The 26,244-nt window shown below is 73.4% G+C and carries 25 protein-coding genes; 13 read left to right on the forward strand and 12 right to left on the reverse strand.

Features of this window, described 5'->3' with window-relative positions; all coding sequences use genetic code 11:
• Positions 1 to 28: 28 nt before the first annotated feature.
• Entirely contained in the window at positions 29 to 1,558 is a 1,530-nt protein-coding gene (locus ABGB06_RS25100) for a UDP-N-acetylglucosamine 1-carboxyvinyltransferase (protein ID WP_347593176.1), read from the forward strand.
• A gap of 110 nt (positions 1,559 to 1,668) precedes the next feature.
• On the opposite strand, the gene ABGB06_RS25105 is transcribed toward ABGB06_RS25100, so the two are convergent.
• The 3 genes from ABGB06_RS25105 to ABGB06_RS25115 are packed head-to-tail and all read right to left on the reverse strand — an operon-like array spanning position 1,669 to position 3,723.
• A complete protein-coding gene (locus ABGB06_RS25105) occupies positions 1,669 to 2,592 on the reverse strand; it encodes a MauE/DoxX family redox-associated membrane protein (protein WP_347593178.1) in 924 nt (307 codons plus the stop codon).
• A 17-nt stretch (positions 2,593 to 2,609) separates the two neighbouring features.
• Complete coding sequence (locus ABGB06_RS25110; RefSeq protein WP_347593179.1) at positions 2,610 to 3,227, reverse strand: cell wall protein; 618 nt, start codon at positions 3,225 to 3,227, stop codon at positions 2,610 to 2,612.
• A gap of 22 nt (positions 3,228 to 3,249) precedes the next feature.
• Positions 3,250 to 3,723: a hypothetical protein gene (locus tag ABGB06_RS25115; RefSeq protein WP_347593181.1), complete on the reverse strand. Its 474-nt coding sequence runs from the start codon at positions 3,721 to 3,723 to the stop codon at positions 3,250 to 3,252.
• A gap of 349 nt (positions 3,724 to 4,072) precedes the next feature.
• Here ABGB06_RS25115 and ABGB06_RS25120 point away from each other — a divergent pair, with 349 nt between their 5' ends.
• Entirely contained in the window at positions 4,073 to 4,348 is a 276-nt protein-coding gene (locus tag ABGB06_RS25120; RefSeq protein ID WP_347593183.1) for a hypothetical protein, read from the forward strand.
• A gap of 31 nt (positions 4,349 to 4,379) precedes the next feature.
• Here ABGB06_RS25120 and ABGB06_RS25125 read toward each other — a convergent pair whose 3' ends face one another.
• On the reverse strand, positions 4,380 to 5,237 hold the full coding sequence (locus tag ABGB06_RS25125; RefSeq protein WP_347593185.1) for a GNAT family N-acetyltransferase: 858 nt from the start codon (positions 5,235 to 5,237) through the stop codon (positions 4,380 to 4,382).
• Positions 5,238 to 5,391: 154 nt separating this feature from the next.
• On the opposite strand from ABGB06_RS25125, the gene ABGB06_RS25130 reads away from it, so the two are divergent.
• A complete protein-coding gene (locus ABGB06_RS25130) occupies positions 5,392 to 5,967 on the forward strand; it encodes a Uma2 family endonuclease (RefSeq protein WP_347593187.1) in 576 nt (191 codons plus the stop codon).
• A 34-nt stretch (positions 5,968 to 6,001) separates the two neighbouring features.
• Positions 6,002 to 6,202, forward strand: a complete 201-nt coding sequence (locus ABGB06_RS25135; RefSeq protein WP_347593189.1) for a DUF3099 domain-containing protein — start codon at positions 6,002 to 6,004, stop codon at positions 6,200 to 6,202.
• Between the two features lie 10 nt (positions 6,203 to 6,212).
• Here the strand turns inward: ABGB06_RS25135 and ABGB06_RS25140 are convergent, their stop codons facing one another.
• Positions 6,213 to 7,505, reverse strand: coding sequence for an Nramp family divalent metal transporter (locus ABGB06_RS25140; RefSeq protein WP_347593191.1), 1,293 nt, complete (start codon positions 7,503 to 7,505; stop codon positions 6,213 to 6,215).
• A gap of 116 nt (positions 7,506 to 7,621) precedes the next feature.
• On the opposite strand from ABGB06_RS25140, the gene ABGB06_RS25145 reads away from it, so the two are divergent.
• A complete protein-coding gene (locus tag ABGB06_RS25145) occupies positions 7,622 to 8,503 on the forward strand; it encodes an isocitrate lyase/phosphoenolpyruvate mutase family protein (protein WP_347593192.1) in 882 nt (293 codons plus the stop codon).
• A 133-nt stretch (positions 8,504 to 8,636) separates the two neighbouring features.
• Here the strand turns inward: ABGB06_RS25145 and ABGB06_RS25150 are convergent, their stop codons facing one another.
• Positions 8,637 to 9,008, reverse strand: a complete 372-nt coding sequence (locus ABGB06_RS25150) for an SH3 domain-containing protein (protein ID WP_347593193.1) — start codon at positions 9,006 to 9,008, stop codon at positions 8,637 to 8,639.
• Between the two features lie 311 nt (positions 9,009 to 9,319).
• Here ABGB06_RS25150 and ABGB06_RS25155 point away from each other — a divergent pair, with 311 nt between their 5' ends.
• From ABGB06_RS25155 to chrA, 5 genes are all read left to right on the forward strand, one after another.
• A complete protein-coding gene (locus ABGB06_RS25155) occupies positions 9,320 to 10,876 on the forward strand; it encodes a 3' terminal RNA ribose 2'-O-methyltransferase Hen1 (RefSeq protein WP_347593195.1) in 1,557 nt (518 codons plus the stop codon).
• Positions 10,873 to 13,500: a polynucleotide kinase-phosphatase gene (locus tag ABGB06_RS25160; protein WP_347593196.1), complete on the forward strand. Its 2,628-nt coding sequence runs from the start codon at positions 10,873 to 10,875 to the stop codon at positions 13,498 to 13,500. Before ABGB06_RS25155 ends, ABGB06_RS25160 begins: the two co-directional genes overlap by 4 nt.
• Before the next feature lie 72 nt (positions 13,501 to 13,572).
• Positions 13,573 to 14,811 (forward strand): arginine deiminase, encoded by a 1,239-nt coding sequence (locus ABGB06_RS25165; protein ID WP_347593198.1) that lies wholly within the window; start codon positions 13,573 to 13,575, stop codon positions 14,809 to 14,811.
• Between the two features lie 115 nt (positions 14,812 to 14,926).
• Entirely contained in the window at positions 14,927 to 15,925 is a 999-nt protein-coding gene (gene argF, locus ABGB06_RS25170; RefSeq protein ID WP_347593200.1) for an ornithine carbamoyltransferase, read from the forward strand.
• Positions 15,926 to 16,034: 109 nt separating this feature from the next.
• A complete protein-coding gene (gene chrA, locus ABGB06_RS25175) occupies positions 16,035 to 17,297 on the forward strand; it encodes a chromate efflux transporter (protein WP_347593202.1) in 1,263 nt (420 codons plus the stop codon).
• Between the two features lie 37 nt (positions 17,298 to 17,334).
• Here chrA and ABGB06_RS25180 read toward each other — a convergent pair whose 3' ends face one another.
• Positions 17,335 to 18,003: a TetR/AcrR family transcriptional regulator gene (locus ABGB06_RS25180; RefSeq protein ID WP_347593204.1), complete on the reverse strand. Its 669-nt coding sequence runs from the start codon at positions 18,001 to 18,003 to the stop codon at positions 17,335 to 17,337.
• 68 nt (positions 18,004 to 18,071) lie between these two features.
• Here ABGB06_RS25180 and ABGB06_RS25185 point away from each other — a divergent pair, with 68 nt between their 5' ends.
• Positions 18,072 to 18,782 carry an SGNH/GDSL hydrolase family protein gene (locus ABGB06_RS25185; RefSeq protein WP_347593206.1) on the forward strand — a complete coding sequence of 237 codons (711 nt, stop codon included), beginning with the start codon at positions 18,072 to 18,074 and terminating at the stop codon, positions 18,780 to 18,782.
• Positions 18,783 to 18,786: 4 nt separating this feature from the next.
• On the opposite strand, the gene ABGB06_RS25190 is transcribed toward ABGB06_RS25185, so the two are convergent.
• The 4 genes from ABGB06_RS25190 to ABGB06_RS25205 all read right to left on the reverse strand — a co-directional run bounded on the left by ABGB06_RS25190 (position 18,787) and on the right by ABGB06_RS25205 (position 22,031).
• Positions 18,787 to 19,305 carry an isochorismatase family protein gene (locus tag ABGB06_RS25190; RefSeq protein ID WP_347593208.1) on the reverse strand — a complete coding sequence of 173 codons (519 nt, stop codon included), beginning with the start codon at positions 19,303 to 19,305 and terminating at the stop codon, positions 18,787 to 18,789.
• 76 nt (positions 19,306 to 19,381) lie between these two features.
• A complete protein-coding gene (locus tag ABGB06_RS25195; protein ID WP_347593381.1) occupies positions 19,382 to 20,107 on the reverse strand; it encodes a response regulator transcription factor in 726 nt (241 codons plus the stop codon).
• The gene (locus ABGB06_RS25200; protein ID WP_347593210.1) at positions 20,104 to 21,309 is read right to left on the reverse strand and encodes a histidine kinase; all 1,206 of its coding nucleotides are present in this window, start codon (positions 21,307 to 21,309) and stop codon (positions 20,104 to 20,106) included. Before ABGB06_RS25200 ends, ABGB06_RS25195 begins: the two co-directional genes overlap by 4 nt.
• Positions 21,306 to 22,031 (reverse strand): hypothetical protein, encoded by a 726-nt coding sequence (locus tag ABGB06_RS25205; protein WP_347593212.1) that lies wholly within the window; start codon positions 22,029 to 22,031, stop codon positions 21,306 to 21,308. The genes ABGB06_RS25200 and ABGB06_RS25205 overlap by 4 nt, the downstream gene beginning before the upstream one ends.
• Before the next feature lie 193 nt (positions 22,032 to 22,224).
• Here ABGB06_RS25205 and ABGB06_RS25210 point away from each other — a divergent pair, with 193 nt between their 5' ends.
• Together ABGB06_RS25210 and ABGB06_RS25215 are read left to right on the forward strand one after the other, a co-directional pair.
• Positions 22,225 to 23,040: a glycoside hydrolase gene (locus ABGB06_RS25210; RefSeq protein ID WP_347593214.1), complete on the forward strand. Its 816-nt coding sequence runs from the start codon at positions 22,225 to 22,227 to the stop codon at positions 23,038 to 23,040.
• Between the two features lie 108 nt (positions 23,041 to 23,148).
• Positions 23,149 to 23,652, forward strand: coding sequence for an RICIN domain-containing protein (locus ABGB06_RS25215; protein ID WP_347593216.1), 504 nt, complete (start codon positions 23,149 to 23,151; stop codon positions 23,650 to 23,652).
• A gap of 51 nt (positions 23,653 to 23,703) precedes the next feature.
• Here the strand turns inward: ABGB06_RS25215 and ABGB06_RS25220 are convergent, their stop codons facing one another.
• On the reverse strand, positions 23,704 to 25,977 hold the full coding sequence (locus tag ABGB06_RS25220) for a terpene synthase family protein (protein WP_347593218.1): 2,274 nt from the start codon (positions 25,975 to 25,977) through the stop codon (positions 23,704 to 23,706).
• Positions 25,978 to 26,244 lie beyond the last annotated feature (267 nt).

A 26,244-nucleotide genomic window follows, 5' to 3' on the forward strand; every position in this document is an offset into this window, starting at 1 on the left:
ATCTCATATGTGAGATAGGGTCGTGCGTATGACCGACGACTACCTCGCCCGCATCGGACAGCTCATCCGGGACGCACGTCAGCATCGAGGCTGGACACAACTCCAGCTGGCGGAAGCCCTGGCCACCAGCCAGAGCGCCATCAACCGCATCGAGCGCGGGAATCAGAACATCAGCCTTGAGATGATCGCCCGCATCGGGGAGGCCCTGGACAGCGAGATCGTCTCCCTCGGCTATGCCGGGCCGATGCATCTGCGGGTGGTCGGCGGGCGGCGGCTGTCCGGCAGCATCGACGTCAAGACGAGCAAGAACGCGGCGGTCGCCCTGTTGTGCGCGTCGCTGCTCAACTCCGGCCGCACGGTGCTGCGCCGGGTCGCCAGGATCGAGGAGGTCTTCCGGATCCTGGAGGTGCTCAACTCGGTGGGCGTGCGCAGCCGCTGGATCAACGACGGCGCCGACCTGGAGATCGTGCCCCCGGCCGAGCTGGACCTGGACGCCATCGACCAGGAGGCGGCGCGCCGCACCCGCAGCATCATCATGTTCCTCGGGCCGCTGCTGCACCGCATGGACCAGTTCCGGATCCCGTACGCCGGCGGCTGCGACCTCGGCACCCGGACCGTCGAACCGCACATGATGGCGCTGCGCCGGTTCGGCCTCGACGTGACGGCCACCGAGGGCATGTACCACGCCACGGTGAACCGGCGGATCACGCCCGAGCGGCCGATCGTGCTGACCGAGCGCGGGGACACGGTCACGGAGAACGCGCTGCTCGCCGCCGCCCGGCACGACGGCGTCACGGTGATCAGGAACGCCTCGTCCAACTACATGGTCCAGGACCTGTGCTTCTTCCTGGAGCAGTTGGGCGTGCGGGTGGACGGCGTGGGCACCACCACGCTCACCGTGCACGGCGTGCCGGACATCGACCGGGACGTGGACTACTCCCCCTCGGAGGACCCGGTCGAGGCGATGAGCCTGATCGCCGCCGCCCTGGTCACCGAGTCGGAGCTGACCATCCGCCGGGTGCCGGTGGAGTTCCTGGAGATCGAGCTCGCGGTGCTGGAGGGCATGGGCCTGGACCACGACCTGGGCCCCGAGTACCCGGCGGACAACGGGCGCACCCGGCTGGCCGACCTCACGGTCCGGCCGTCCAAGCTGGAGGCGCCGATCGACAAGATCCACCCGATGCCGTTCCCGGGCCTCAACATCGACAACGCCCCGTTCTTCGCGGCCATCGCCGCCTCGGCGCACGGCTCGACCCTGATCCACGACTGGGTCTACGACAACCGCGCCATCTACCTCACCGACCTCAACCGCCTCGGCGGTCGGCTGCAGCTGCTCGACCCGCACCGGGTGCTGGTGGAGGGCCCGACCCGCTGGCGGGCGGCCGAGATGATGTGCCCGCCGGCGCTGCGCCCGGCCGTGGTGGTGCTGCTGGCCATGATGGCCGCGGAGGGCACCTCGGTGCTGCGCAACGTCTACGTCATCAACCGCGGCTACGAGGACCTGGCCGAGCGGCTGAACTCGGTCGGCGCGCAGATCGAGACGTTCCGCGACATCTGAGCCGCCAGGCAGATGTGACGGTTCCGCGAGCCGGACCCGACCAGGCCCGAGCGGACCGGGCAGCGGGTGCGGAGAGCCCCCCGTGGCGGCTCTCCGCACCCGCACACCCGTCAGCCGGCCATGGGCAGCGGCGTCCGGCCGGCGCCGGAGCCCGGACCGGTCAGCCGCTCGCCCAGCAGCTCGGTCGTCCTCACCTCCTCGGTCTCCTGATCCACGACGCTCACCCGCACCACGTGGCCCCGTGCGTCGTCGAGCGTCGCGTCGGCGGCGACGGCGAAGACCACGGAGAGCGGCCGGTCGCGGCCGTCCTGGTGGTGCGCGCCGGTGTAGTGCAGGATCCGCCAGCCGTCCTCGTCCCAGTGCTCCAGCAGCCCGGAACGGATCAGCCCGGACGCCGACTGGAAGGCCAGCGAACGTTCGAGCAGTTCCACCGAGGCCGCCACCGGGACCTCGCCGTCCGTGCCGCGCATCGGGTTTCCGGTCAGCCGCAGCCGGAGCCGGCGCAGCCTCGGCTGCCAGGTGCGCTCTGGGCCGGCCGACAGGAACGCCAGCCCGCCGGCGCCGATCGCCCACAGCAGCACCGCGAGCGCCGGTCGGTCACCCAGCGCCCGCCACCAGGGCCCGGCCGCCGTCGCGGCCAGCACGCCGCCGGCCGCCACCGCGCCGGCCCGGACGAACGAGTGCCAGGTCACCGGCGTCTCGGTACGCGCCGAGCAGCCGCAGTCGGACTCCGGGGCCACCGCCCTGGCGTATCCGAGATAGCCGAGGAAGCCCGCGCCGAGCAGCGCCACGCCGGCGCCGACCGCCGCCGACCCCGGCGCCACGAGCAGCCCGGCGGCCAGCGCCACCTCGGCCGCGCCCGTGGCCCGCAGCACCAGCGCCGACCGGTCGGGGCCGCGGACCAGCCGGGGCAGCGCCGTCCGCGCCGCCTGGGCGCGCAGCTCGCGGCTCACCAGCTTGCCGACGCCGGTCCAGACCAGGAGCCCGGCCAGCAGGGGCGGCAGCAGGCTCGCCAGGAAAGTCGTGAAGGTCACATCCGCTCCCTGAACGCTCAGTGCCCGACCGTGACGCGGACCAGGTCGATGGAGTCGTCGGCCGGCCGCCAGGCGCCCAGCACCTGGGCGGGCTGGCCGATGCGCAGCCGCGACAGATCGGAGGTGAGCGCGCTACCCGCGTAGGTGGCCGACGTCTCCGCCGAGGTGCGGCCGACCAGCTCGTGGTTGTGGTGCGCGAGGTACAGCCGGTCCTTCTGGATGCCGCGGATGGTGGTGTAGAGGTTGACGATGTTGACCCACACCGCGTCGGCCGCGATGGAGCCGTCCGGCATCCGCACGCCCCTGGCGTAGAGGCCGTCGCCGACCTCGACCGCGTCGATGGTGGTGGGGCGGACCTTCCACACGCTGGTCGCGTTGGTCAGCTGGAGCTGGTGCCGCCGCCCGTCGGAGCCGGCGACGTGCAGCAGGCTGCCTCTGATGCCGCTGACCCGGCCCTCGGCGAACTCTGTCTGGGTGACGGCCGGGTCCAGGGAGGGGGTGGGGGCGGCGAAGGCCGCGTCCGCGTCGAACGCGCCCAGTGCGGAGGCGCCGGCGATGGTGGCCCCACCGACGGCGGCGGAGGTGAGGAAGCCGCGGCGGCCGAAGCGGTCCGAGGCTGAGGTCATTCCGGTCATGCTGGTCTCCTCCTGGGCTCGCTCACTCGGTGATGACGACGGGCAGAATGCCGGAGCTGAGGCTGCCGATGGCCGAGAAGGCCGCGGGCGTCAGGTCGAGGACCCGGTTGACGCGGCAGGTGCTGCCGCAGCACGACTGCTCGCCGCAGAAGCTCCTGGTACGCGGACCGCAGTCGGTGATGGTGACGCAGACGGTGGCGCCGGAACACTGGTGACTGATGTTCATCACCGAGCCGCAGCCGCGGCGGACGATGCCGGACTCGCCGCAGAGGTCGGGCCGCGTGATGTCCCAGCACGCCTGCGAGGCGTTGGGCCAGGCGGCGTGGTTGGACCCGGAGCTGCAGTTGCCGCAGGCGCCGCCGCCCGCGGAACCGCAGGGGCCCCAGGCGGCGCCGCAGCAGAACCAGGTGGTCGTGCCGGCCCACAGCGGGGTGGAGGAGCAGGCCACGGTGAACTCCCTTCGAGAGGTGCCGATGAGCTCATGCCTGACCTGCACATGACATCCTGCGCGCAAGACGTGTGCCTGTCTACGCGCGTCGCCGAGACGCCCGTTCGGCCCGGGCGCGGGGCGAGGGGGTGGGGGACTTCCTCCTGGTGCCGGTGAGATGTGGGGGGACGTCATGGCAGTACAGGCGGAGCGTCGAACGCGCTCATCATCCACGCTCGGCCGCACGAGCACCAGAGGGCGACACGAACGAACGGCTACCGGGCGGACAACAAACGGACAAGAACCGATCTCATCTCACCCTCAATTCGATTACTTCGCGGGGCATGAGCGGGCGTCCGCCTGGGGACATAGATGCCAGGACCGTTCAACCACCCGGCTGCTGCTGAGGAGTTCCGCGATGGACCAAGCGCTGGACAACAGGCTGGACGAGAGGCTGGACAAGGGAACGGCCCAGCGGACGCTGGTGCTCTTCGCCGTGACGTGTGCGCTCGCCGTGCTGGCCTCGCCGATCCTGGTCATCTACGAGCTGCTGTTCGGCACGCTGGGGCTGGTCGCCATGGGGGCGCTCTCCCGGTTCCTGCCCAGTGGCGTCGCGATGACCGGCACCGTGGTCGCCGCCGGCGTGCTGGCCGGCAGTCTGCCCTATCTCTTCGCCGCCGCCTTCGTGGTCTGACGCGGCCGCCTCCCTCCACGCCGGGTCGCCGTCACCCCGCGTCCAACCGCAGACCGAGCCGGTCGAGCACCGGCCGGTAGCCGATGCGTTGGTACACGCCGTTGCTGGTCGGGTTGGCGACGTCGGTGAACAGCAGCACCTCGTCCGCGCCGGCCTCCCCCGCCCGCCGACTGGCGGCGGCGGTCACCGCCGCCGCGTAGCCCCGCCGCCGGTGCTCGGGCGGGGTGTAGACCGCGCAGATCCGCGTCTGGCCGGCGACCCGGGGCGTGGTCGCGGCCATGGACACCGGCACCCCGTCGCGCTCCCAGAGCACCACGGCGTCGCGGTCGAGCCAGTCGGCGACCCGGTCGCGCGGCGGGGCGACGTGGTCGTCGGTCCCCCGGGAGAACTCCGCCACCCAGTCGGTCAGTCGTCCCAGGTCCGCCGCCGTGCCCGGCCGGGCCCGCCCCGGGGGCACGGGGTCCGGCGGGGCGAGTTCGGCGAGTCGGTAGAGCCGGGTGCGCCGGCCCGGCGTGTCTCCGCCGCCCGTGTGCCGGCGCCAAGCCGCGCGGAACGGCTCGACCGCCGCCCACTCCAGGTCCACCCGCGTCACCGGACGCCCCTCGTCCGCCCGGCTCAGCAGCCCGGCCAGCGGCTCCACCGCGTCCGGCGGCACCGGACTCACGTGCACGGGCCGCGGCGGCGTCCACAGGAGCGCCCCGGCCACCTCGCCGGAACCGTCCCGCCACCATCCGGCCCGCGGGCCGCCGTCGCCGTAGTAGCCGGGGCCCCGGCGGCGGAGCATGGTGGAGACCGTCAGCAGCACGGTGTTCGCCACCGGCCGCCCGCGGAGGAACTCCCCCGCCTCGGCCTGCCACTCCTCCAGATCACGCGTCAGGGTCCAGACCATGCCGCCCATGATGGCCGCGTCCCGACTCCGCCGGCACCCGATATTTCGGTCCCGAAGGAGTGAACATCCGCGGGGAAGAACGTTCCTGTGGTCGCCGTCGCAGTAAACATGGGACCGTCGTCATGCTGCCCTGGACCCGCTCCGTGGAGGACGGATGAGCACCGAACCCGCTCCCTATGCGGCGCCTGACTCGATCGCGGCCGCTGACCCCGAATCGGCACTGAAGTACGCCATCCAGCACATCCGGGGGGACCGGGTGGAGATCATCGAAGGGGTGATCACGCCGGTGTCTCCCACCTGGGATCACGAGCACGCCGCGGCTCTCGTCAGGGAGCAGCTCGAGCCGGTCCTGCGCGAGCTCGGGTGCTTCGCCGGCTCAGGCAGTCTCGACCTGCCCGGATCGAGCAACTGGTACGTGCCGGATCTCGCCGTGGTACCCCGTTCCCTGGCCAAGAGCGCGGGCTCCCTGGTCCCGAGCCAGACTCTGCTGATCGTCGAGGTCACCTCGGACTCCAACGCGGACACCGACCGCATCGTGAAGCGGAGGCGCTACGGAGAGTACGGCGCACCGCTGTATCTGCTGGTGGACCGGCAGGAGAGGGCCTGTTCGCTATTCAGCCAGCCGGGCGAGCTGGGGTTCACGCGGGTGGACGGGCCGCACGCGTTCGGCACGCCGCTTCGGCTGCCCAAGCCGTTCGACGTGGAGCTCGACACGAAGGACTTCGGCTAGGCGTCGCCGGCCGAGCGGCGCCTAGGCTGGACTCATGTACACGCGGCGGCGTCGGCGTTACTTCGTTCTGATGACGGTCTGCCTGGTCCTGTTCGTCAGCGCCTGGGGCGTGGTGCGGCTGTGGTCGGTGCCGCTGGCGATCGCGATGTGCCTGGTGGCGGCCGCGATTCCGCCGATCGCGGCGTTCGCCGCGAACCGTCGCGAGCCGGACGACCGCTGGTGGGACGAGCGCTAGCGAGTCGTGCTCACCAGGGCAGATCCTGGATCTCGTGGACGCAGACCACCAGGAACAGCACCGCGGCGCCCACCAGCATCACGTTGCTGACCGGCCCGTTGCGCCACTCGCGCGGCGCCCGGTCGCTGTTCAGCAGCCACAGCAGGGTGATCGCGAGGAAGGGCATGAAGACCGCGCCGAGCACGCCGTAGGTCAGCGTGAGCTCGACCGGTCGGTCCTGGTAGACGAGGATCATCGGCGGGAACGTCAGCCACAGCAGGTAGGCGCGGAACGGCCAGGTACGCTCCGGCGTCCCCTCGGCGAGCGCCCGCGCGCCCGTCTCGGAGGCCGTCCCACGGCCCTCCCGGTCGGCCCGCAGCCGGGCCACGAAGGCTGTGAACAGCAGGCTCACGCCGTGCCAGACGCCGATCACCGAGGTGAAGGCCGTCGCGAAGAAGCCGATCAGGAAGAGGTCGCTGGTGACGGCGTCGAAGCGCTGCTCCAGCACGTTCCCGATGTCCAGCAGCCCCTGGTCGCCCTCGCTGATCGCGTCCGAACCGGCGTGCAACAACTCGGCGCCGACGACCATCATCGAGATCACGAAGATGCCGGTCATCACGTAGGCGACCCGGTTGTCCAGCCGCATGACGGACATCCACCGCGGCGTGGCCCAGCCCTTCGCGTTCACCCAGAAGCCGTACGCCGCGAGCGTGATCGAACCGCCGACCCCGCCCATCAGGCCGAGGGTGTAGAAGATCGAGTCGTCGGGGAGCGTGGGCCACAGCCCGGCGCCCATGTCGCCCAGGTCCGGGGTGACCCGGACGGCGATGGTGACCACCACGACGAACATCACGAGGATCAGCGCCATCATGATCTTCTCGATGACGGCGTAGCGGTTGAACCAGACGCAGACCAGCCCGAGCAGGCCGCACAGCAGGCCCCAGGTCTGGTAGCTCGGGCCGCCCTCCCACAGCGCCTCCAGCGGCAGCCCGCTGGCCGACATCGCGACGCCCCCGTAGACGAAGCCCCAGATCACGACGTAGACGCCGAAGTACCAGGTGGTCCAGGGGCCGAGGGAACGCCAGCCCTCGAAAATGGTGGTGCCGGTGGACAGATGCCAGCGTCCGGTGGCCTCGGCGAGGGAGATCTTGATGACGCAGCCGAGGACCGCGGCCCACAGCAGGGTGTAGCCGAAGCGTTCGCCGGCGACGCTGGTGGCGACGAGGTCGCCCGCGCCCACGCCGGTCGCCGCGACGACCAGTCCGGGACCTATGTACCGCCATCGGGACTTGGGGAGTTGAGCCTCCTCGCGCGTCTTCGCCACGAGGGGCTTCTGCCCAACGCCGACTGATCCACACCAACGCCCGCGCGCGACGCGGCCGTCCGTCGGTGTCCGTTCCCCGCCAGCCGGCCCTCCGGCGCGGCTGATGTACTGCGGGTATGAACGACTCGATCCCCCTCTCCGCCGACGCCGCCGAACGCCTGGTCGCCCGGGCCCGCCGGTTCCACGAACTGCACCGGTCAGGCGCCCCGTTGGTGCTGCCCAACGCCTGGGACGCGGCCAGCGCCGCGCTGGTGGCCGAGGCCGGCGCGACGGCCGTCGCCACCACGAGCTCCGGCGTGGCCTGGGGCCTGGGTGCCGCCGACGGTGAGCGCGTCGACCGCGACCTGGCGCTGGCGCTCACCGCCCGGGTGGCCGCCGCCGTGGACCTGCCGGTGACCGCGGACGTCGAGGCCGGTTTCGCGTCGGACCCGGACGGGGTCGCGGCGACGGTGCGCGGCGTGCTGGCGGCCGGTGCGGTGGGGGCGAACCTGGAGGACAGCCACCACGGCGGTCCGGAGCCTCTGCGCGCGGTCGCCGACCAGGCCGAGCGGCTCGCCGCCGCGCGGGACGCGGCCGACGAGGCGGGCGTGCCGCTGTTCCTCAACGCCCGGGTGGACACCTTCCTGCGCGGCGGTCCCGGCGCCGATGCGCGGGAGTTGCTGGCCGTGACCCTGGAACGGGCGGCGGCGTACCTCGCGGCCGGGGCGGACGGTGTCTTCGTGCCGGGGGTCACGGACCCGGAGCTGGTGTCCGCGCTGGCCGGCGGCGTGGCGGCGCCGCTGAACGTGCTGGCCGGCCCCGGCGCGCCGCCGATCGCCGAACTGGCCGCCGCCGGCGCGGCGCGGATCAGCGTCGGCTCGGCCCTGGCCCAGGCCGCCTACGCGCTGGCCGCACGGGGAGCCCGCGAGCTCCTGGCCCAGGGCACCTACGACGCGCTGACGAGCGACCTGGACTACGCGCGGCTCAACTCCCTCCTGGGCGACGGCCGCCGGCTCTGAACCGGGCGGACCGCCTTGGGGGTGAGGCGCGCGCCTCACCCCCGAGGCGGATCGGGTCAACGAGGGCCGGACCGGATGTCCGCCTCGCCGATCCTGGTGTTCCCCCCCGCCGCCGGGTGCGCGGAGACGGGGCTCAGAAGCCGCAGTACACGTTGCTGCCCTGGTCCGTGAGGAGATCGTGCCGGATCCAGCCGCTGACACCCGTCGTGGCGTTCCGCGCGTAGGTCCAGGAGTAGCCCTCGGTGCCCGTGTAGCAGTGGTAGTCGAGGTTGTGCGACGGGTAGGCGACCCCGTTGCTCGGGCAGTTCGCGCTGCTCGTCCCGCTCCGCATGTTCACCCCGCCCGAGACGGCGGTGTTGTCCAACGGGCTGCTGTCGCGGTCGGGTGCCGTCTTCCCGCAGGCCGCTTCCGCCACGGCCGGCGTGGCGGCACCCACGACGACGACCGGCGTGACGAGCGCCGCGACGGCGGCCGAGGCCAGCAGGGCGCGCTTGCGCATGGACATGGTGATTCCCCTCCCCCACGACCCCCCGGTCGTGGACTGTGCCTCAGTCTCTTGATCGCCAGGGGTGGTCTGAAGAGGCATTCGAGCCAATTCCGACGAAGCCGCCGCATGCGCACCGAGGGGACGGACCCGGCGGGGCGGCGGACGACGTGCGGCGGCTCCGGCGGGAGGGCGAGGAGCGCCCCCGGGCCATCGTCGAGCGGCCGGAGCCGCCGGAGCGGCCGCAGCGACGGGTGGGGGCGTCGTGGCGGGGAGCCACCCGAGGTAAAAGCGGTGGTCGGACGCATGGCAGGCGAGTGATACTCGGCCGGGTGTTCCTGACGATCTCCACCACCGGCAGCGCCGAGCATCCGGCGACCGACCTCGGCTTCCTGCTGCACAAGCACCCCGAGAAGGCGCACGAGTTCGGCGTCTCCGCCGGCACCGCGCATGTCTTCTACCCCGAGGCGCACGCCGATCGCTGCACCGCGGCGCTGCTGCTCGACGTCGACCCCGTCGCGCTGGTGCGCGGCCGGGGCCAGCTGACCCAGTACGTCAACGACCGCCCGTACGCGGCCTCGTCGCTGCTGGCCGTGGCGCTCGGCAAGGTGTTCCGCACCGCGCTCCGCGGGCAGTGCGCCGCGCGGCCCGAGCTGGCCGAGGCGCCGCTGCCGCTGCGGATCGAGGTGCCCGCGCTGCCGGCGCGCGGCGGGCCGGAGACGGTGCAGCGGCTGTTCGCGCCGCTGGGCTGGCGGGTGACGGCCGAACCCGTGCCGCTGGACCCGGAGTTCCCCGACTGGGGCGACTCGCGCTATCTGCGGCTCACCCTGGAGGGCAGCGCCCGGCTGGCCGCGACGCTGCGTCAGCTGTACGTGCTGCTGCCGGTGCTGGACGCGGCCAAGCACTACTGGATCACGGCCGAGGAGGTCGACAAGCTGCTGCGGGCCGGCGAGGGCTGGTTGGAGCGCCACCCCGAACAGCGGCTGATCACCGACCGGTACCTGGCCCACCGGCACGCGCTGACCCGGGCCGCGCTGGAACGGCTCGAACTGGCCCGGCTGGCGGAGTCCGACGACGCCCGGGCCGAGGACCTGGACAACGCCGTCGCCGATCCGGCCGAGCCCGACGCCGTGGAGCCCGCTGCCGCGGGGACCGATGCCGCGGGGACCGTCCGGGAGCCCGCGGGGACGACCGACCCGGACCGCCCCGCCTCGCTGGCGGAGCTGCGGCGCGAGGCCGTCGTCGCGGCGCTGCGCGAGCACGGCGCGGCGCGGGTGCTCGACCTGGGCTGCGGCGGCGGTCAGCTCGTCGGCGCGCTGCTGGCGGACCGCCGGTTCACCGAGGTGGTCGGCATGGACGTCTCGGTGCGCGCGCTGCAGGCCGCCCACCGGCGACTGCGCGTCGACCGGATGCCCGAGCGGCAGCGGGCCCGGCTCACGCTGCTGCAGGGCTCGTTGATGTACACCGACGCCCGGCTCGCCGGCTACGACGCCGCCGTGCTCAGCGAGGTGATCGAGCATGTGGACCCGCCCCGGCTGCCCACCCTGGAGTACGCCGTGTTCGGCGCCGCGCGGCCCACGACGGTCGTGCTGACCACGCCGAACGCGGAGTACAACGTGCGCTGGGAGTCGCTGCCGGCCGGCCAGGTCCGGCACGCCGACCACCGGTTCGAGTGGACGCGGGCGGAGTTCCGCGCCTGGGCCACGGGGGTGGCCGACCGGCACGGCTACGCGGCGGCGTTCCGGCCGGTGGGCCCGGAGGACCCGGAGGTCGGGCCGCCCACCCAGCTCGCGGTGTTCACCCGCGACGACGACACCGACCGGAGCACGGACCGGAACATGGACCGGAACACCGAGAACAGCGACGAGAACAGGAGGGCCGCGGCATGACGGAGCTCGCCCTACCCGACCTGTGCCTGGTGGTGCTCGTCGGCACCACCGGATCCGGCAAGTCCACCTTCGCGGCGCGGAACTTCCTGCCCACCCAGGTCGTCTCCTCCGACGCCTGCCGCGCCATGGTGGCCGACGACGAGAACGACCAGAGCGCCACCCCCGAGGCGTTCGAACTGCTGAACTTCGTCGTCGGCAAGCGGCTGGCCGCCGGCCGGCTGACCGTGGTGGACGCCACCAGCGTGCAGCGCGACTCCCGCCGCCGGCTGGTGGAGCTGGCCAGGGAGCACGACGTGCTGCCGGTCGCCGTGGTGCTCGACGTGCCCGAGGGGGTCTGCGCGCGCCGGAACGCGGCCCGGCCCGAACGGGCCACGCTCCCGGACCACGTCATACCGCGGCAGCGACGCGAGCTGCGCCGCTCGCTGCGCGGCCTGTCCCGCGAGGGCTTCCGCACCGTGCACACGCTGCACGGCGAGGCGGAGGTGGCGGCGGCGACGGTCACGCTCGAGCGGCGGTACAACGACCTCCGGCACCTGGCCGGTCCCTTCGACCTGATCGGCGACGTGCACGGCTGCCGCCGGGAGCTGGAGACGCTGCTCACCGGCCCGCTGGGCTACGTTCTGGAGCGCGACGGGGCCGGCCGGGCCGTCGGCGCCCGGCCCCCGGAGGGCCGCACCGCCGTCTTCCTGGGCGATCTGGTGGACCGCGGCCCGGACTCGCCGGGCGTGCTCCGGCTGGTGATGGGCATGGTCGCCGCCGGCACCGCGCTGTGCGTGCCCGGCAACCACGAGAACAAGCTTGGCCGCCAGCTGAAGGGCCGCAACGTCCAGCTCACCCACGGGCTGGCCGAGACGGTGGCCCAGCTCGAACGGGAGGAGGCCGCGGACCCCGGCTTCCGGGACCGGGTGCGCGCCTTCGTGGACGGGCTGATCAGCCACTACGTGCTGGACGGCGGCCGGCTCGTGGTCTGCCACGCCGGGCTGCCCGAGCGCTACCATCTGCGGACCTCGGGCCGGGTGCGCTCGCACGCGCTGTACGGGGACACCACCGGCGAGACCGACGAGTTCGGGCTGCCGGTCCGCTATCCGTGGGCCGAGGACTACCGGGGCCGGGCCGCCGTGGTCTACGGCCACACGCCGGTACCCGAGGCGACCTGGGTCAACAACACCCTCTGCCTGGACACCGGCTGCGTCTTCGGCGGCTCCCTCTCCGCGCTGCGCTGGCCGGAGCGCGAGCTGGTCGATACCCCGGCCGAGCGCGTCTGGTACGAGCCGGTGCGGCCGCTGGCGCCGCCCCCGGACGCGCCGGACCCGGCCGCGGCCCGCCCGCTCGACCTCGACGACGTGACCGGGCGGCGCGTCGTGGCCACCCGGCACGCCGGCCGGATATCGGTCAGGGAGGAGAACGCGGCCGCCGCGCTGGAGGTGATGAGCCGGTTCGCCGTCGACCCGCGGCTGCTGGTGTACCTGCCGCCGACCATGGCGCCGTGCGCCACCGCCCCCGCCACCGGCGGGGACGAGCACGGGGACGAGGGATACCTGGAGCACCCGGCCGAGGCGTTCGCGGCCTACCGGGACGCCGGGGTGCGCGAGGTGGTGTGTGAGGAGAAGCACATGGGCTCCCGGGTGGTGGCCCTGGTCTGCCGGGACGAGCGGGCCGCGGCCCGGCGCTTCGCGGCGCCCGACGGCGTGCGGGGCGCGCTGCACACCCGCACCGGACGGCCGTTCTTCGACGATCCGGCGCTCACCGCCCGCGTGCTGGACCGGCTCGCCGCGCGGATCGCGGACGCCGGGCTGTGGGCCGAGCTGGACACCGACTGGCTGCTGCTCGACGCGGAGCTGATGCCCTGGTCGCTGAAGGCCGGCGGGCTGCTGCGCGAGCAGTACGCGGCGGTGGGCGCGGCGGCCGGCGCGGCGTTTCCCGGGGTGCTGGACGCGCTGGACGCCGCGCGCCGGCGCGGCGTGTCCGTGGACGGGCTGCTGGCCCGGCAGCGCGGGCGGGCGGCGGACGCGGCGGCGTTCACCGCCGCGTACCGCAGGTACTGCTGGACCACCGGCGGCCCGGACGGTCTCGCCGGGGTCAGGCTGGCGCCGTTCCAGCTGCTGGCCGCCGAGGGGCGCGGCCTCGCGACGTCCCTGCCGCACGACGAGCAGCTGGCGCTGATCGACCGCCTGGTCGCGGCCGACGCCGACGCGGGGGACGGCGCCGGCGGGCTGCTGGCACCGACCCGGCGGCTGTTCGTGGACACCGCGGACGAGTCCTCCGTGATCGCCGGCACCGCGTGGTGGCTGGAGCTGACCGGGGCCGGTGGCGAGGGCATGGTGGTCAAGCCGCGCGCGGCGTACGTGCGGGACGCGAACGGCCGGCTGGTCCAGCCGGGCATCAAGTGCCGCGGCCGGGAGTACCTGCGGATCATCTACGGGCCCGAGTACACCCGGCCGGAGAACCTGTCCCGGCTGCGGCAGCGCCAGCTCGGCCACAAGCGGTCCCTGGCGCTGCGCGAGTACGCGCTGGGCCTGGAGGCGCTGGACCGGCTGGCCGGGGGCGAGTCGCTGTGGCGGGTGCACGAGGCGGTGTTCGCGGTGCTGGCCCTGGAGTCCGAGCCGGTCGACCCGCGGCTGTGACCGGGGCTGTCGCCCGGGGGCGTCCCCCGTCCTGGCCGCGAGCCGCGCGCGGCCATGGGCCAGGATGGGGGAATGACGTACCACGTTGCCTCCGAGACCGGCCGGCTCCGTCAGGTGATCCTGCACCGCCCCGGTCTCGAACTGAAGCGGCTCACCCCGAGCAACCGCTCGGAACTGCTCTTCGACGACGTGCTCTGGGTGCGCCGGGCGCAGCAGGAGCACGACACCTTCGCCGAGCTCCTGCGCGGCCGGGGGGTCACGGTGCACCTCTTCGGCGAGCTGCTCGCCGAGAGCCTGAACGTGCCGGCGGCGCGCTCCCTGGTGCTGGACCGGGTCTTCGACGAGCGCGAGTACGGCCCGCTGGCCACCGACCAGCTGCGCGCGGTGTTCGACGCGCTGCCCACGCCCGAACTGGCCGAGGCGCTGATCGGCGGCATGACCAAACGGGAGTACCTGGCGCGGTTCGCCGAGCCGATGTCGGTGCGCTTCCACGTGATGTCGCCCGACGACTTCCTGCTCGCGCCGCTGCCGAACCACCTCTTCACCCGGGACACCTCGGCGTGGGTGTACGACGGGGTGGCCATCAACGCGATGCGCTGGCCCGCCCGGCAGCGGGAGAGCGTGCACTTCGCGGCGATCTACGGCCACCACCCGCGGTTCGCCGCGGCCCGGGAGACGGGCGGGTTCCACGTCTGGTCGGCGGGCGAGGGCGACCACCCCTCCACCATCGAGGGCGGCGACGTGCTGGTCATCGGCAACGGCGCGGTGCTGGTCGGGATGAGCGAGCGCACCACCCCGCAGGCCGTGGAGTTCCTGGCCCGGCGGCTGTTCGCGGCCGGTTCCGCCCGCACCATCGTGGCGCTCGACCTGCCCAAGCGCCGGGCGTTCATGCATCTGGACACGGTGCTGACCATGGTGGACGGGGAGACGTTCACGCAGTACGCGGGCCTCGGCATGCTGCGCTCGTACACCATCGAGCCCGGCGCGGGCGAGAAGGAGCTGAAGGTCACCGACCACCCGCCGGAGCACATGCACCGGGCGATCGCCGCCGCCCTGGGCCTGGACCGGATCCGGGTGCTGACGCCCACCCAGGACGTGCACTCGGCGGAGCGCGAGCAGTGGGACGACGGCTGCAACGTGCTCGCCGTCGAACCGGGCGTCGTGGTGACCTACGAGCGCAACGTCACGACCAACGCGCACCTGCGCGGCCAGGGATTCGAGGTGCTGGAGATCCCCGGCAGCGAGCTGGGCCGGGGGCGCGGCGGTCCGCGCTGTATGAGCTGCCCGGTGGAACGCGAGCCGGTGGGTTGACGGCGCGATAACGGTGGCATAGCCATGCCGTTGGATGTATAGAATTCCAATCAGACCGCTGGCCACCGCATCGTCGCACCTGGCCGACCGACCGAGACACGGATGGAGCCTGCCCATGGCGACGGACCTCACGGGGCGCCACCTGCTCAAGGAGCTCGACCTGTCGCCCGAGGAGTTCCGGGCCCTGCTCGACCTGGCCGCCGAGCTCAAGGCCGCCCGGCGGCTGGGCACCGAACGGCCACGGCTGGCCGGCCGACACGTCGCCCTGGTCTTCGAGAAGAGCTCCACCCGCACCCGGTGCGCGTTCGAGGTGGCCGCCGCCGAACAGGGGGCGGCCACCACCTACCTGGATCCCTCGGGCACGCATATCGGCTACAAGGAGTCGGCCCGGGACACCGCCCGGGTGCTCGGCCGGATGTTCGATGCCATCCAGTACCGGGGCAGCGCCCAGCGCACCGTGGAGGAGCTGGCCGCCCACGCCAGGGTCCCGGTCTACAACGGGCTGACCGACGAGTGGCACCCGACCCAGATGCTCGCCGACGTGCTCACCATGACCGAGCACACCCAGAAGCCGCTGACCGAGATCGGCTACGCCTACCTCGGCGACGCCCGCAACAACATGGGCAATTCCTATCTGGTGACCGGCGCCCTGCTCGGCATGGACGTGCGTGTCGTGGCACCCCGCGACCTGTGGCCCGACGAGCGGGTGCGCGCCGAGGCGCGGGTGCTCGCCGAGGGCACCGGAGCCCGGCTGACCCTGACCGAGGACGTCTCCGAGGGCGTCGCGGGCGTGGACTTCGTGGCCACCGACGTGTGGGTCTCGCTCGGCGAGCCCAAGGAGGTGTGGGACGAGCGGATCGCGCTGCTGCGCCCGTACGCCGTCACCATGGACGTGCTGAGCGCCACCGGAAACCCCGACGTGCGATTCCTGCACTGCCTGCCCGCCTTCCACGACCTCGGCACCGAGGTGGGCCGGGAGATCCACGCCCGGCACGGCCTCGAGTACCTGGAGGTCAGCGACGAGGTGTTCGAGTCGGCCCATTCGGTGGTCTTCGACGAGGCGGAGAACCGGATGCACACCATCAAGGCGCTGCTGGTCGCGACCCTGAGCTGAGCGGCGCGGCGGCAGCGTTCGGGAGTCGCCCGCCGTTCACCTGGACGGGATAGGGTCCGCGACGCCGGAACCGTCGCCACTCGCAGACCTTCTCGCCTCGGAGCCCCACGTGCCGCGCCCGACCCACGAACCCCGTGTCTCGCTGTCCACCATCGCCAGGGAGTGGGGGCGGATCGGGGTGCTCGGGTTCGGCGGGCCGCCCGCCCATATCGCCCTGCTGCGCGAGCTGTGCGTGGACCGCCGCCGCTGGCTGGACGCCCGGTCGTTCGAGGACGGCATCGCCGCCACCAACCTGGTGCCGGGCCCGGCCTCGACGCAGCTGGCCATCCTCTGCGCCTGGCGGCTGCGCGGCGCGGCCGGGGCGGTGCTCGGCGGCGTCTGCTTCATCGTGCCGGGACTCGCGCTGATCCTGCTGCTGGCCGCGGTCTTCCTGGCCGGGGACCCGCCGCGCTGGGTGCTCGGTGCGGCGGCCGGGGCCGGTGCGGCGGTCGCGGCCGTCGCGGTGCAGGCCGGGCTCTCCCTGGTGCCGGACAGCCTGCGCCGCGCGGAGGGCCGGGGCGCGCGGGCCCGCTGGGCCGGCTACGTGCTCGCGGGCGGGCTGGCCGCCGTGCTCGTCGGCCCCTGGCTGGTGCTGCTGCTGGTCGCCGCCGGACTGGCCGAGGTGGCGGTGCGCCGCCGCACCGGTCAGCCGCGGCCCGGCGGTCGGCCCGCCGCCGTCGGCTCCGGCGCGGCCCGCCGGAACGAGGCGGGCGACGCCCGCGAGGCCGAGGCCGCCGGGCGGTCCGACCGCCGCCGGCTGTGGCTGCTGGCCGCCGCCGTGCCGGTCACCACCGCGGCCGCCTCGCTGTCCGCGCTGACCTGGGTGGCGTTCAAGGTGGGCGCGCTGTCCTACGGCGGCGGTTTCGTGATCATCCCGCTGATGCAGTCCGACGCCGTCGGCGGCCACGGCTGGATGACGGACGGGGAGTTCCTGAACGCGGTCGCGCTCGGGCAGATCACCCCGGGACCCGTGGTGCAGACCGTCGCCGTGGTCGGCTACGCCGCGGCCGGCGTGTGGGGCGGACTGGTCGCGGCCGCGGTCGCGTTCGGGCCCTCGTTCCTGCTGGTCGTGCTCGGCGCCCGGCATTTCGAGCGGCTGCGGGCCCTGCCCGCGGTGCGGTCCTTCTTCCTCGGCGCCGGGCCCGCGGTGATCGGCGCGATCTGCGGTTCGGCCGTGCCGCTCGCGCTGGCCCTGGGGCACGCCTGGCAGTTCGGGGTGCTGGCGCTGGCGGGATGCTGGCTGCTGCTGCGACGCGGGGGCGTGGTCAGCACGCTGCTCGCGGCCGGTGCCCTCGGCGTGCTGGCCGCGCTGCTGGGCTGGCCCGTCGGCTGACGCCGCCGCGGCCGGCCGGTCGACGCACCGGCGCCGGTCAGCCGGCGGGCGGGACGAGGGCCGCGGCGCGCCGCACGGACGCCGTCGCCGCCGCCAGGTCGTCGCCGGCCCCGACCGCGAAGTCCCGGAGCTGGCCCTCCAGATAGGGGTATCCCTCGGGCACGAAGGGCGGGTCGAAGTATCCGGCGCGCTCCAGCTGGAGCAGCCCGTGCAGCTGGCACCACAACCGGCGGGTGATCACCCACGGTTCGTCGGACCGGAAGCGGCCGGCGGCCACGCACCGCTCGACCGCCTCGTGCAGCAGCCGCAGCGCGTGCCCGCCGATCCGCAGGTCGTCGGTGGTCAGGTGGAAGCCGGCCAGCGACGATCCGCCGAACATCACCGCGTACAGGTGCGGTTCGGCGCGCGCGTAGTCCACCGCGACCCGGCACATCGCCGCCAGGTCGGCCACCGGATCGGCGCCGGTCGGCAGCGCCCGCAGCAGCGCGTCCACCCGGCGGAAGCCCTCGCGGATCACCGCCCGCACCAGGTCGGGCAGGCTCCCGAAGTGCGTGTAGACGGCCATCGTCGAGGTACCGACCTCCCTGGCCAGCCGCCGGGTGGTGAGCGCGGCGGGGCCCTCCTCGGACAGCAGCCTGGCGGCGGCGTCGAGCAGGCGTCGCGCCGTGTCGGACGCGGGAGCGGGACCGGGACCGGGACTTGACACGAGGCGAGCATAACGCTGTTATGAGGCCATAACACTGTTATGGCGGCGGGTCGAGGACCGGAGGCGCGATGAATCCCAGGACGTTGGCGCGCAGAGTGGGCGGTCGCATCCCGCGACTGCCCGAGGCGGCGGGCGAGGACGGCGGCCTGGTGCCGGGCGCCGAACCGGCACTGCGGATGGTGATGCTCGGCGACTCGGCGGCGGCCGGGGTCGGCGCGGCCACCCACGGGGAGGCCCTGTGCGGCCAGATCGCCGCCGGGCTCGGCGCGTTGACCGGCCGCGCGGTCTCCTGGCGGGTGGCCGCGCGGAGCGGGGCCACCACCCGCTCGATCCGGGCCACCCTGCTGCCCGGACTGACCGACCCGCACCTGCGCTGGCATCCCGATCTGGTGCTCGTGGTGACCGGCGCGAACGACGCGCTGCGGCTGCGCCGCCCCGCCGCGTTCGGCCGCGACGTGACCGCCCTGGTCCGCTCGATCAGACACCGGCTGGGCCGGGACGTGCCGGTCCTGCTGGTCGGGCTGCCGCCGGTGCACCGCTTCCCGTCCCTGCCACTGTCGGCGCGGCTGCCGATCGGCGGCTACGCCCGCCTGCTGGACCGGCGACTCGGCCGGGTGGCCCGGACCGAGCCGGCCGTGCACCACCTGCCGGTCGGGGCCCTGCCGATCGGCATCGAGGCCGGACTGGCCGCCGACCGCTTCCACCCGAGCGCGGCCGGCTACCGCGCGTGGGGCCGGGCGCTGGCCGCGGCCGTGGCCACGGTGCTGGAGACGGCCTGACCGGTCAGGCGCGGCGGGCGAAGGTGACGGCCTGGCGGTCCAGCACGGCGACCCCCGCCGCGCGCAGGCCGGCCTCGACCTGACGGGCCAGCACGGCCGCCGGGAGCTCCCCGTCGTACGTCGCGTGCGCCCCGCGCACCAACGTCACATGGTGTCCGCGGCGCTGCGCGGCCAGCGCGGTCGCGCCGACGCAGTACTCGCTCTGCATGCCGGCCAGGACCACGTCGGCGCCGTCCGGGACCAACGAGGCCAGCTCCGTGCCGGCGAACGCGTCCGGGGCCCGCTTGTCCACCACGGGCTCGCCCGCGCGCACCTCGTTCACCAGCTCCCAGCCGGGCGTTCCCGGCACGTCGGGGTCGCCCTCCGCACCGCAGTTGCGGACGTGGACGACGCCGGCGCCGGCCGCCCGGGCCCGGCGGAGCAGGTCGCCGATGGCGGCGGAGACGACGGCGGCGGCGGGCACGGGAGTGGGCGGGAGCAGCATGTTCCGTTGGACATCGACCAGGAGGAGCACCGAACTCATGCCCGCATTTTAGCACAAGCGTTCGATAAAACGGCCTCAATGACGCCCCGTCACCCCTGCCGTCGCCGGGGTCCCGTCAGCTCGCGTCGTCCACCGCCTCGCGCACCAGGATCGCCACCTGGACGCGGTTCTCGCAGCTCAGCTTGGCGAGGATGCGCGAGACGTAGGTCTTCACCGTGGACACGCTCATGTAGAGCTCCTCGCCGATCTGCGCGTTCGAACGGCCCTCGCCGACGGCCAGCGCGACCTCCCGTTCGCGGCCGGTCAGCGCGGTCAGCGCGTCCCTGGCCCGGTCCGCCCGGCGGCGGCGCTCGCCCGACCGGTCGCCGCGCACCACGTTCTCGATCAGCCGGGTGGTGACCTGCGGCGACAGCATCGACTCGCCCTCGGCGACCTCCCGCACCGCGCGCAGGAAGTCGGTCGGCGGCACGTCCTTGACCAGGAAGCCGTTGGCGCCGGCGCGCAGCGCGCGCAGCACGTAGTCGTCGGTGTTGAAGGTGGTCAGCACGATGATCGCGGGCCCGTCGCCCTCGGCCCGCAGCGCCTCGGTGGCAGCCAGGCCGTCCATCCGCGGCATCCTGATGTCCATCAGCACCACGTCGGGCCGCAGCCGCCGCGCGGCCTCGACGGCGGCCACGCCGTCCCCGGCCTCGGCCACCACCTCGATGCCCGGATCGGCGCCCAGGATCAGCGTCAGCCCGGCCCGCACCAGCGCGTCGTCGTCGGCCACCAGCACCCGGACCGGCCCCTCGGACTCGGCCCGCCCACCGCTCGGGGTCCCCACGGTCTCCTCCTCCGTCACGTCGGCCACGGCAGCCAGGCTTCCAGAGAGAAGTCGACCGCTCCGCCGTCGGCGCCGCGCCGCGCCCCGTAGTCGATCCGCCCGCCGGCCAGCGAGACCCGCTCCGACAGGCCGAGCAGGCCCGAACGGGAACCGGGGACCGCGTCGGCCGGCGCGGTCCGCGCGCCGGTCAGCGGGTTCCGCACCCGGACGTGCAGCTCACCCTCGGACGACCGCGCCAGGCAGACGCGCACCCTGCGTCCCGGCGCGTGTTTGCGGGCGTTGGTCAGCCCCTCCTGCACCACCCGGTAGGCGGTGCGGCTGACCGGCGCCGGCAACGAGGCGACGTCCGGCAGCCGGCTTACGAGCTCCACCGCGACGCCGGCCGCGCGGCACTCCCCCACCAGCTCGTCGATGTCGCCCACCCCGAGCTGCGGCCGCACCGCGACCGCGCCGTCCGCGCCCGCGCGCAGCAGGCCGAGGATCTCCCGCAGGTCCTCCAGCGCCTCGTGCGCCGTGGACCTGATCGTGCCGGCCACCGTGGCGACCTCGCCCGCCCCCATGTCGGGGCGCACCTCCAGCGCGCCCGCGTGCAGGCTCACCAGCGTGATCCGGTGCGCCAGCACGTCGTGCATCTCCCGCGCGATGCGCGCCCGCTCCCGGTCCCTGATCCGCTCGGCCGCCGCCGCGGCCTCGGCCTCGGCGCGCTCGGCGCGCTCCCGCAACCCGTCGAGCTTCCGGCGCCTGGCCCGCACCGAGGCGCCCCAGCCGACGAGCGGCAGCACCAGCACCAGCGTCAGCACGATGCCCATCAGCGACAGCCCGGCCGCGTCGGCGCCGCGCTCCTCCATCGCCGGGTCCGGACGCAGGATGGAGTACGGGATGGAGGCCACGCAGCCCGCCGCGACCAGCGCCCAGGTGACCCGGGCCGGGCGGTGCACGGCGACCGTGAACACGGAGATCAGCGAGGCGCCGGCCGCGAACTCGGTGTAGGCGCCGATCGGGAGGAGCAGCAGGGCGACGCCGAGGGGCCAGCGGCGGCGCCACCAGATGGCCACGCAGCCGACCGCGGTGAGCAGCACCGACGAGACGAGGTAGGCGCCGCTGGCGCTCTGCACGTCCATGGCGCCGGCCACGAACAGCAGCGCCACCAGCACCGAGATCGTCACGCAGCTGACGTCCACCACGCGGTCGCGCAGCCGGGCGCGGGACGGTCGGCTCATGGGCGGACCAGCGGGCGCCAGTACTGCTTGGCCGCGTCGTCACGGACCACGAAGCCGAGCTTCTGCACCTCGTCGCGCAGTTCGGCGATGTCGTCCCCGGCCTTCTTCTTCAACGCCGCCTCGCGGGCCTTCAGCAGGGCGTTGACCGCGCCCGGCAGGTCCGGGGTGTCCGGCACCCAGCGGCGGTACAGCTCCTCGTACGGGTCGGCCTTCGCCCAGGGATAGCCGTGCGCGACGAACGCCCGCGCGATGTCCTCGGCGCGGGCCTCGCTCGTCTCCCGCAACAGCTGGCGTGAGTCGCGGTCGAGGATCACCAGCTTCTTGCCCTCGACGAAGACCGTGTCCACGTCCGGCCGGGCGATGGTGCGTTTCCGGTCGTTCTGCTCGATCCGGATCCAGGAGTCGGTGAGCGTGACCTTCATGCAGGTCAGCACGGCCAGATAGGCCAGGACCAGGGCGAGCAGCAGGCCCGCCGCGCTGAGCCCGGCGGCGGCCCAGGGCCCCTCGAAGGAGTCGATCAGCTCCAGCGGGCCGCGCATCGGCACCCACCGCAGGCTGACCAGCCAGCCGGCCAGGCTGGGCAGGAAGAAGCCGAGCAGGGCGCCGGCGACGGGTCCGCCGACGAGGAGCACCAGCCGGTCGGTGAACGAGAGCCCGAGCTCCGTGCTCTTCCCGGGACCGGGGGCGGACTCCGGGTCGGCGTCGTGTGGTTGTGGCGTCATCAGGGACGACCGTATGCGGCGCGGGGTGCGGAGCACAGTCGCCGAAGGTCCCTGACCCGGCCGGCGTGACCATCAACTTTCGTCGGATGACGGGCACTCTTGACATGACCTCGCCATCGATCGATAGTGACGGGGCCTGGGAGGTGCTGTTCGCTTCTGCTCGAAAACTTTCGTGTGCCAGGAGGCATCACCCATGGACGGACACACCACTCGCCGCACCCTGCTCACCGGCGCCGCCGCACTGGCCGCCGGGGCCACGGCATCGCTCGCGGGGGCCCGCGCCGCGCGGGCGGCGGCCTGGGAGACCGTGCTGGACGGCACGTTCGCCAGCTACTCCACGCTGGAGTCGAACTGGAACTACCTGTACCCGTGGGGCTCCGACCACAACGGCACCGCCCGGATGTACGGCAGTTCCAGCGACCACAACCACATCTACCTCGAGGGCAGCACGCTGACGCTGCTGGCCACCCGGATCAACTGGGACGAGGGCAACAGCGGCGCCGACCCACACCTGCCGATCCGCTACCACTCGGGCGCGGTGCACGCCAGGCACCAGGTGCTGGTGAACGACACCTTCCCCAACTACGAGGTGCGGGGCGAGTTCCAGGCGCCGAGCTCGGCCGGGACCTGGCCGGCCTTCTGGCTGACCGGCGTCAACAGCTGGCCGCCGGAGAGCGACATCGTCGAGTTCAAGGGTGACGCCCGGAACTGGTTCAACACCTACCGGAACGAGAACGGCGCCTGGTCCAACACCATCGTCCCGGTGTCCTCCCCGGGGAGCTGGCACGAGTACCGGGCGTGGATCACCAAGGTCAACGCGACGGACGTGGACATCCACTACTACCTGGACGACGTCTGGAAGGGCGCGCACCGCGGCGCGGGCTTCGTGGGCCAGCCGATGTGGATCATCTACAACCTCCAGATGGAGGGCTCCTCGGGCGGTTCGGGCCCCACCACCAACACCTACTTCCGGGCCCGGAACGTCTACGTGGGCCGCAGTCGCGCCTGACCGCCTCATGACACGTCGTCATGGACATGACGTGTACGCCGGTGGCAGACTCGCGACGGCGCGGGGCTGACCACGACAACGTCACGTTGTCCACGGAGAAGGAGCGACATGTCACGCAAGCTTCTCGGCATCGCCTCGGCCGCCCTGGTGGCCGGGGCGACCCTGGTGGCCGGGCCGTCCGCGCAGGCCCAGGACGACCCCCAGATACCGATCCTCCTCGGCGACCTCGACCTGAGCACCTACGTCACGGTCGGCACCCCCGTCGGATCCGCCGACGACCGGTACGTCCGGATGCTGCCGCTGCAGTCCGTCGCCGACCAGACCTGGGAGTTCCGCGACAGCAGCGGTGGCGGCACGGCGGTCGTCAACACCGACACCGGCGGCTGCCTCCAGACCGACCCGACCGGCGCGGAAGAGTACGTCACCGTGGGCGGCTGCCTGCGGGCGCCCAGCGAGAGCTGGGAGGTCGTGTTCGGCGAGACCGGCCTCACGTTCGTGCACCAGGAGACCAAGGAGTGCCTGACCCGGCCCGACGGCACGAGCGCGGACCCGCGCCTCACCGTCGCTCCGTGCGACGGCGGCGAGAACCAGACGTTCTCCATCGTCTGGTGACCGGCTGACCCCGTACCACGCGGGCCCACACCGGCCCGCGTGGTATCCGCCTCACATCACGGGCCGGGCGGCCGCCGACCAGGCGCGGGGCGGCCAGAGGTGGACGGCCGCGGTGCCCAGTCCGGTGGGCACGCCCAGCGGGTCCGCCGCGGCGCGGTTGCGCAGCAACGTCGGCTCGTCGTACCGCCGGCAGTCGATGTGCCAGTGCCGCGCGCCGACGGTGAAGTTGCGCAGGTCCTGCACGTACGCCTGCACGGCCTCGTGTTCCACGGCGGTCAGCTGGAGGTCGGCGCAGAGCACCGGCAGTTCGTTCGCGGCGACGTGCTCGAACTGGCGCATCCGGGAGGTCAGCAGGTCGTTGACGATGGACACCGCGGTCGGACAGTCGCAGGAGAAGAAGTTCCGCACGACCACCACGGCGTTGTGGAACTCACCCTCGAACTCCACCTCCTTCTGGTACGAGAAGAGGTCGTTGACCAGGCACAGGTAGTCGCCGGCCGAGCACTGCAGCGACCGCAGGGGCCCGCTGGCCAGCACCCGCTCCGGGATCCGCTGCTTCCTGGCCAGCCCGATCAGGGTGCTGACCAAGTCGAAGCCGAAGGTGCGCCGGCGCATCTCGACGTAGTCCACCGGGTCGGGAATCCGGTGCTGCGCCTGGTTGTCCAGTTCCCACAGCCAGGCGTCGAGCATCCGGCAGACCGCGTCGCGGAACGCCCGGCGCTCCGCGAGTTCCATCGGCTCCGCGGTGCGCGCCCAGAGTTCGGCCAGGCCCCGCTCCATCGCGGTGGCCGGGACGACGCCCGCGGTGGCCGGCTCGTCCCCCGGCTCCACCGGCATCAGCGCGCGCAGCCGCTCGGTGGTCGCCCGGGCCGCGGTCAGATCGCGGGCCCGGCCGAACACCGCGGGGTAGTAGTCGTCCGCGTGGGTGCCCCAGCTGAGCCAGTCCGACGTGAGGTTCAGTTCGTCCGGGGTGGCGTCCGGCTGGATGCCGGCGGCGCACAGCGGGAGGTCGATGTCGATGTGCCGCTCCCTGCTCCACACCCCGGACCGCGGAACGCCCGGCTGCGCCTCGTGCAGGCCGATCCCCGCGGCCCATTCGACGGTGTGCCGCCGGGCGGCGTCCAGATGCGGGCTGAGCCGGAGCGGGAACGGCATGTAGGTGTCGGGCACCAGCGAGGGTCCGACCCGCTCGTGGGGCACGAAGGTGTAGCGGTCGGCGCGGGCCCGCAGGTGGGCCGCGGAGACGCCGATGCCGGAGACACTGGACAGGAACGGCAGCACCGTGGACAGGGCGGCGGACGAGGCGCTGGTGGCGGAGTCGGCGGCCGCGGCGCCGCCGCGGTTCATGTACCGGCTGGAGCGCAGGTGCCACTCGTGGCCGCCGGACTGCCAGTCCTGCAGCCCCTTGACGTAGGCCAGCACGCCGGCGACCGCGACCGGGTCGAGACCGGCCTCGGCGCAGAGCGGGGGCACCTCGGTGAGCGCGGTGTGCTCGAACTGCTGGAGGCGGGAGGTGAGCAGGTCGTTCACCGCGTCCGCGGCCTGCTGGGTGGTGCAGTCGAAGAACGTCTCCAGCACCAGCACGCCGTTGCTCAGCTCGCCCTCGTCACCCACCTCGCGCTCGTAGGAGAACAGGTCGTTGCGCAGGTGCACGGAGTCCGCGAACGCGTCCCGCAGCACGCCCATCGGCCGGGCCCCGGCGATCGCGGCCGGGACCTCGGCGCCCGCCGCGTACTCGACCAGACAGGCCGACCAGGGCGCGCCGCCGACCCTGCGCCGCATCTCGATGTACTCGACGGGGTTGGGCACCCGCCCGGCGCCTATGTTGGACAGCTCCCAGAGCGACTCGTTGAGCAGGGCCGCGGTGGCTTCGGCGAACCGTGCCCGCCACGTGAGCGACATGGCGGGCACCGTGCGGGTCCAGAGGTCGGCGAGCCCCGCCTCCACGGGGTTCTCCGGTTCGGGGATGCCGCCGGCCAGGTTCATCGGCATGAACGCGGGCAGCCGGTCCAGGTGGCGTTTGCCCAGCCTCCGGTCGTTGGTGCGCTTGTACCGCTCCAGGAAGTGGTCGTCGAAGAAGAAGACCCACACGTACCAGTCCGTCACCAGGGACAGTGCGGGTCCGTCGCAGTCCGGGTGGGTGTAGGCGCAGAGCAGGGCGTAGTCGTGGGACTCGAGATCGCGCTGCTCCCAGACGTCCGAGCCCTCCAGCATGCCCAGGGAACGGGACCAGTCGAGGGAGTGCGCGCGGGCCTCCTCGAGATGGGGGTTGAGCCGCGCCGGATACGGGACGTAGAAGTCGGGCAGTTCAAATGGTTGTGTCACCTTAGCGAGGATCGACACCGGTCCCGAGCCGCAAACACCCTCCCACGAACGAGTGAAAGCGGGTGAAGGCGTGGCGCCTTCACGGGGGCGCGCGTGGCCTGCGGGGGGCGCGCGAACCCGAACCGCGCGCCGGCAAAGGCGGGGAAGCGAAGACCGGCGCGCGGTTCGGTGCGGAGGCGTCACCTCTACCCTGCACAGCAGAGGTGCGACGCCGTCGGGGCCGAGTCTGCCGGATCGGGCGCCCCCTGCCAGCGCCGCCCACCGGGT

Origin of the sequence: Streptomyces sp. B6B3, from assembly GCF_039871525.1 — a bacterium.
Taxonomy (GTDB): Bacteria; Actinomycetota; Actinomycetes; order Streptomycetales; family Streptomycetaceae; genus Streptomyces.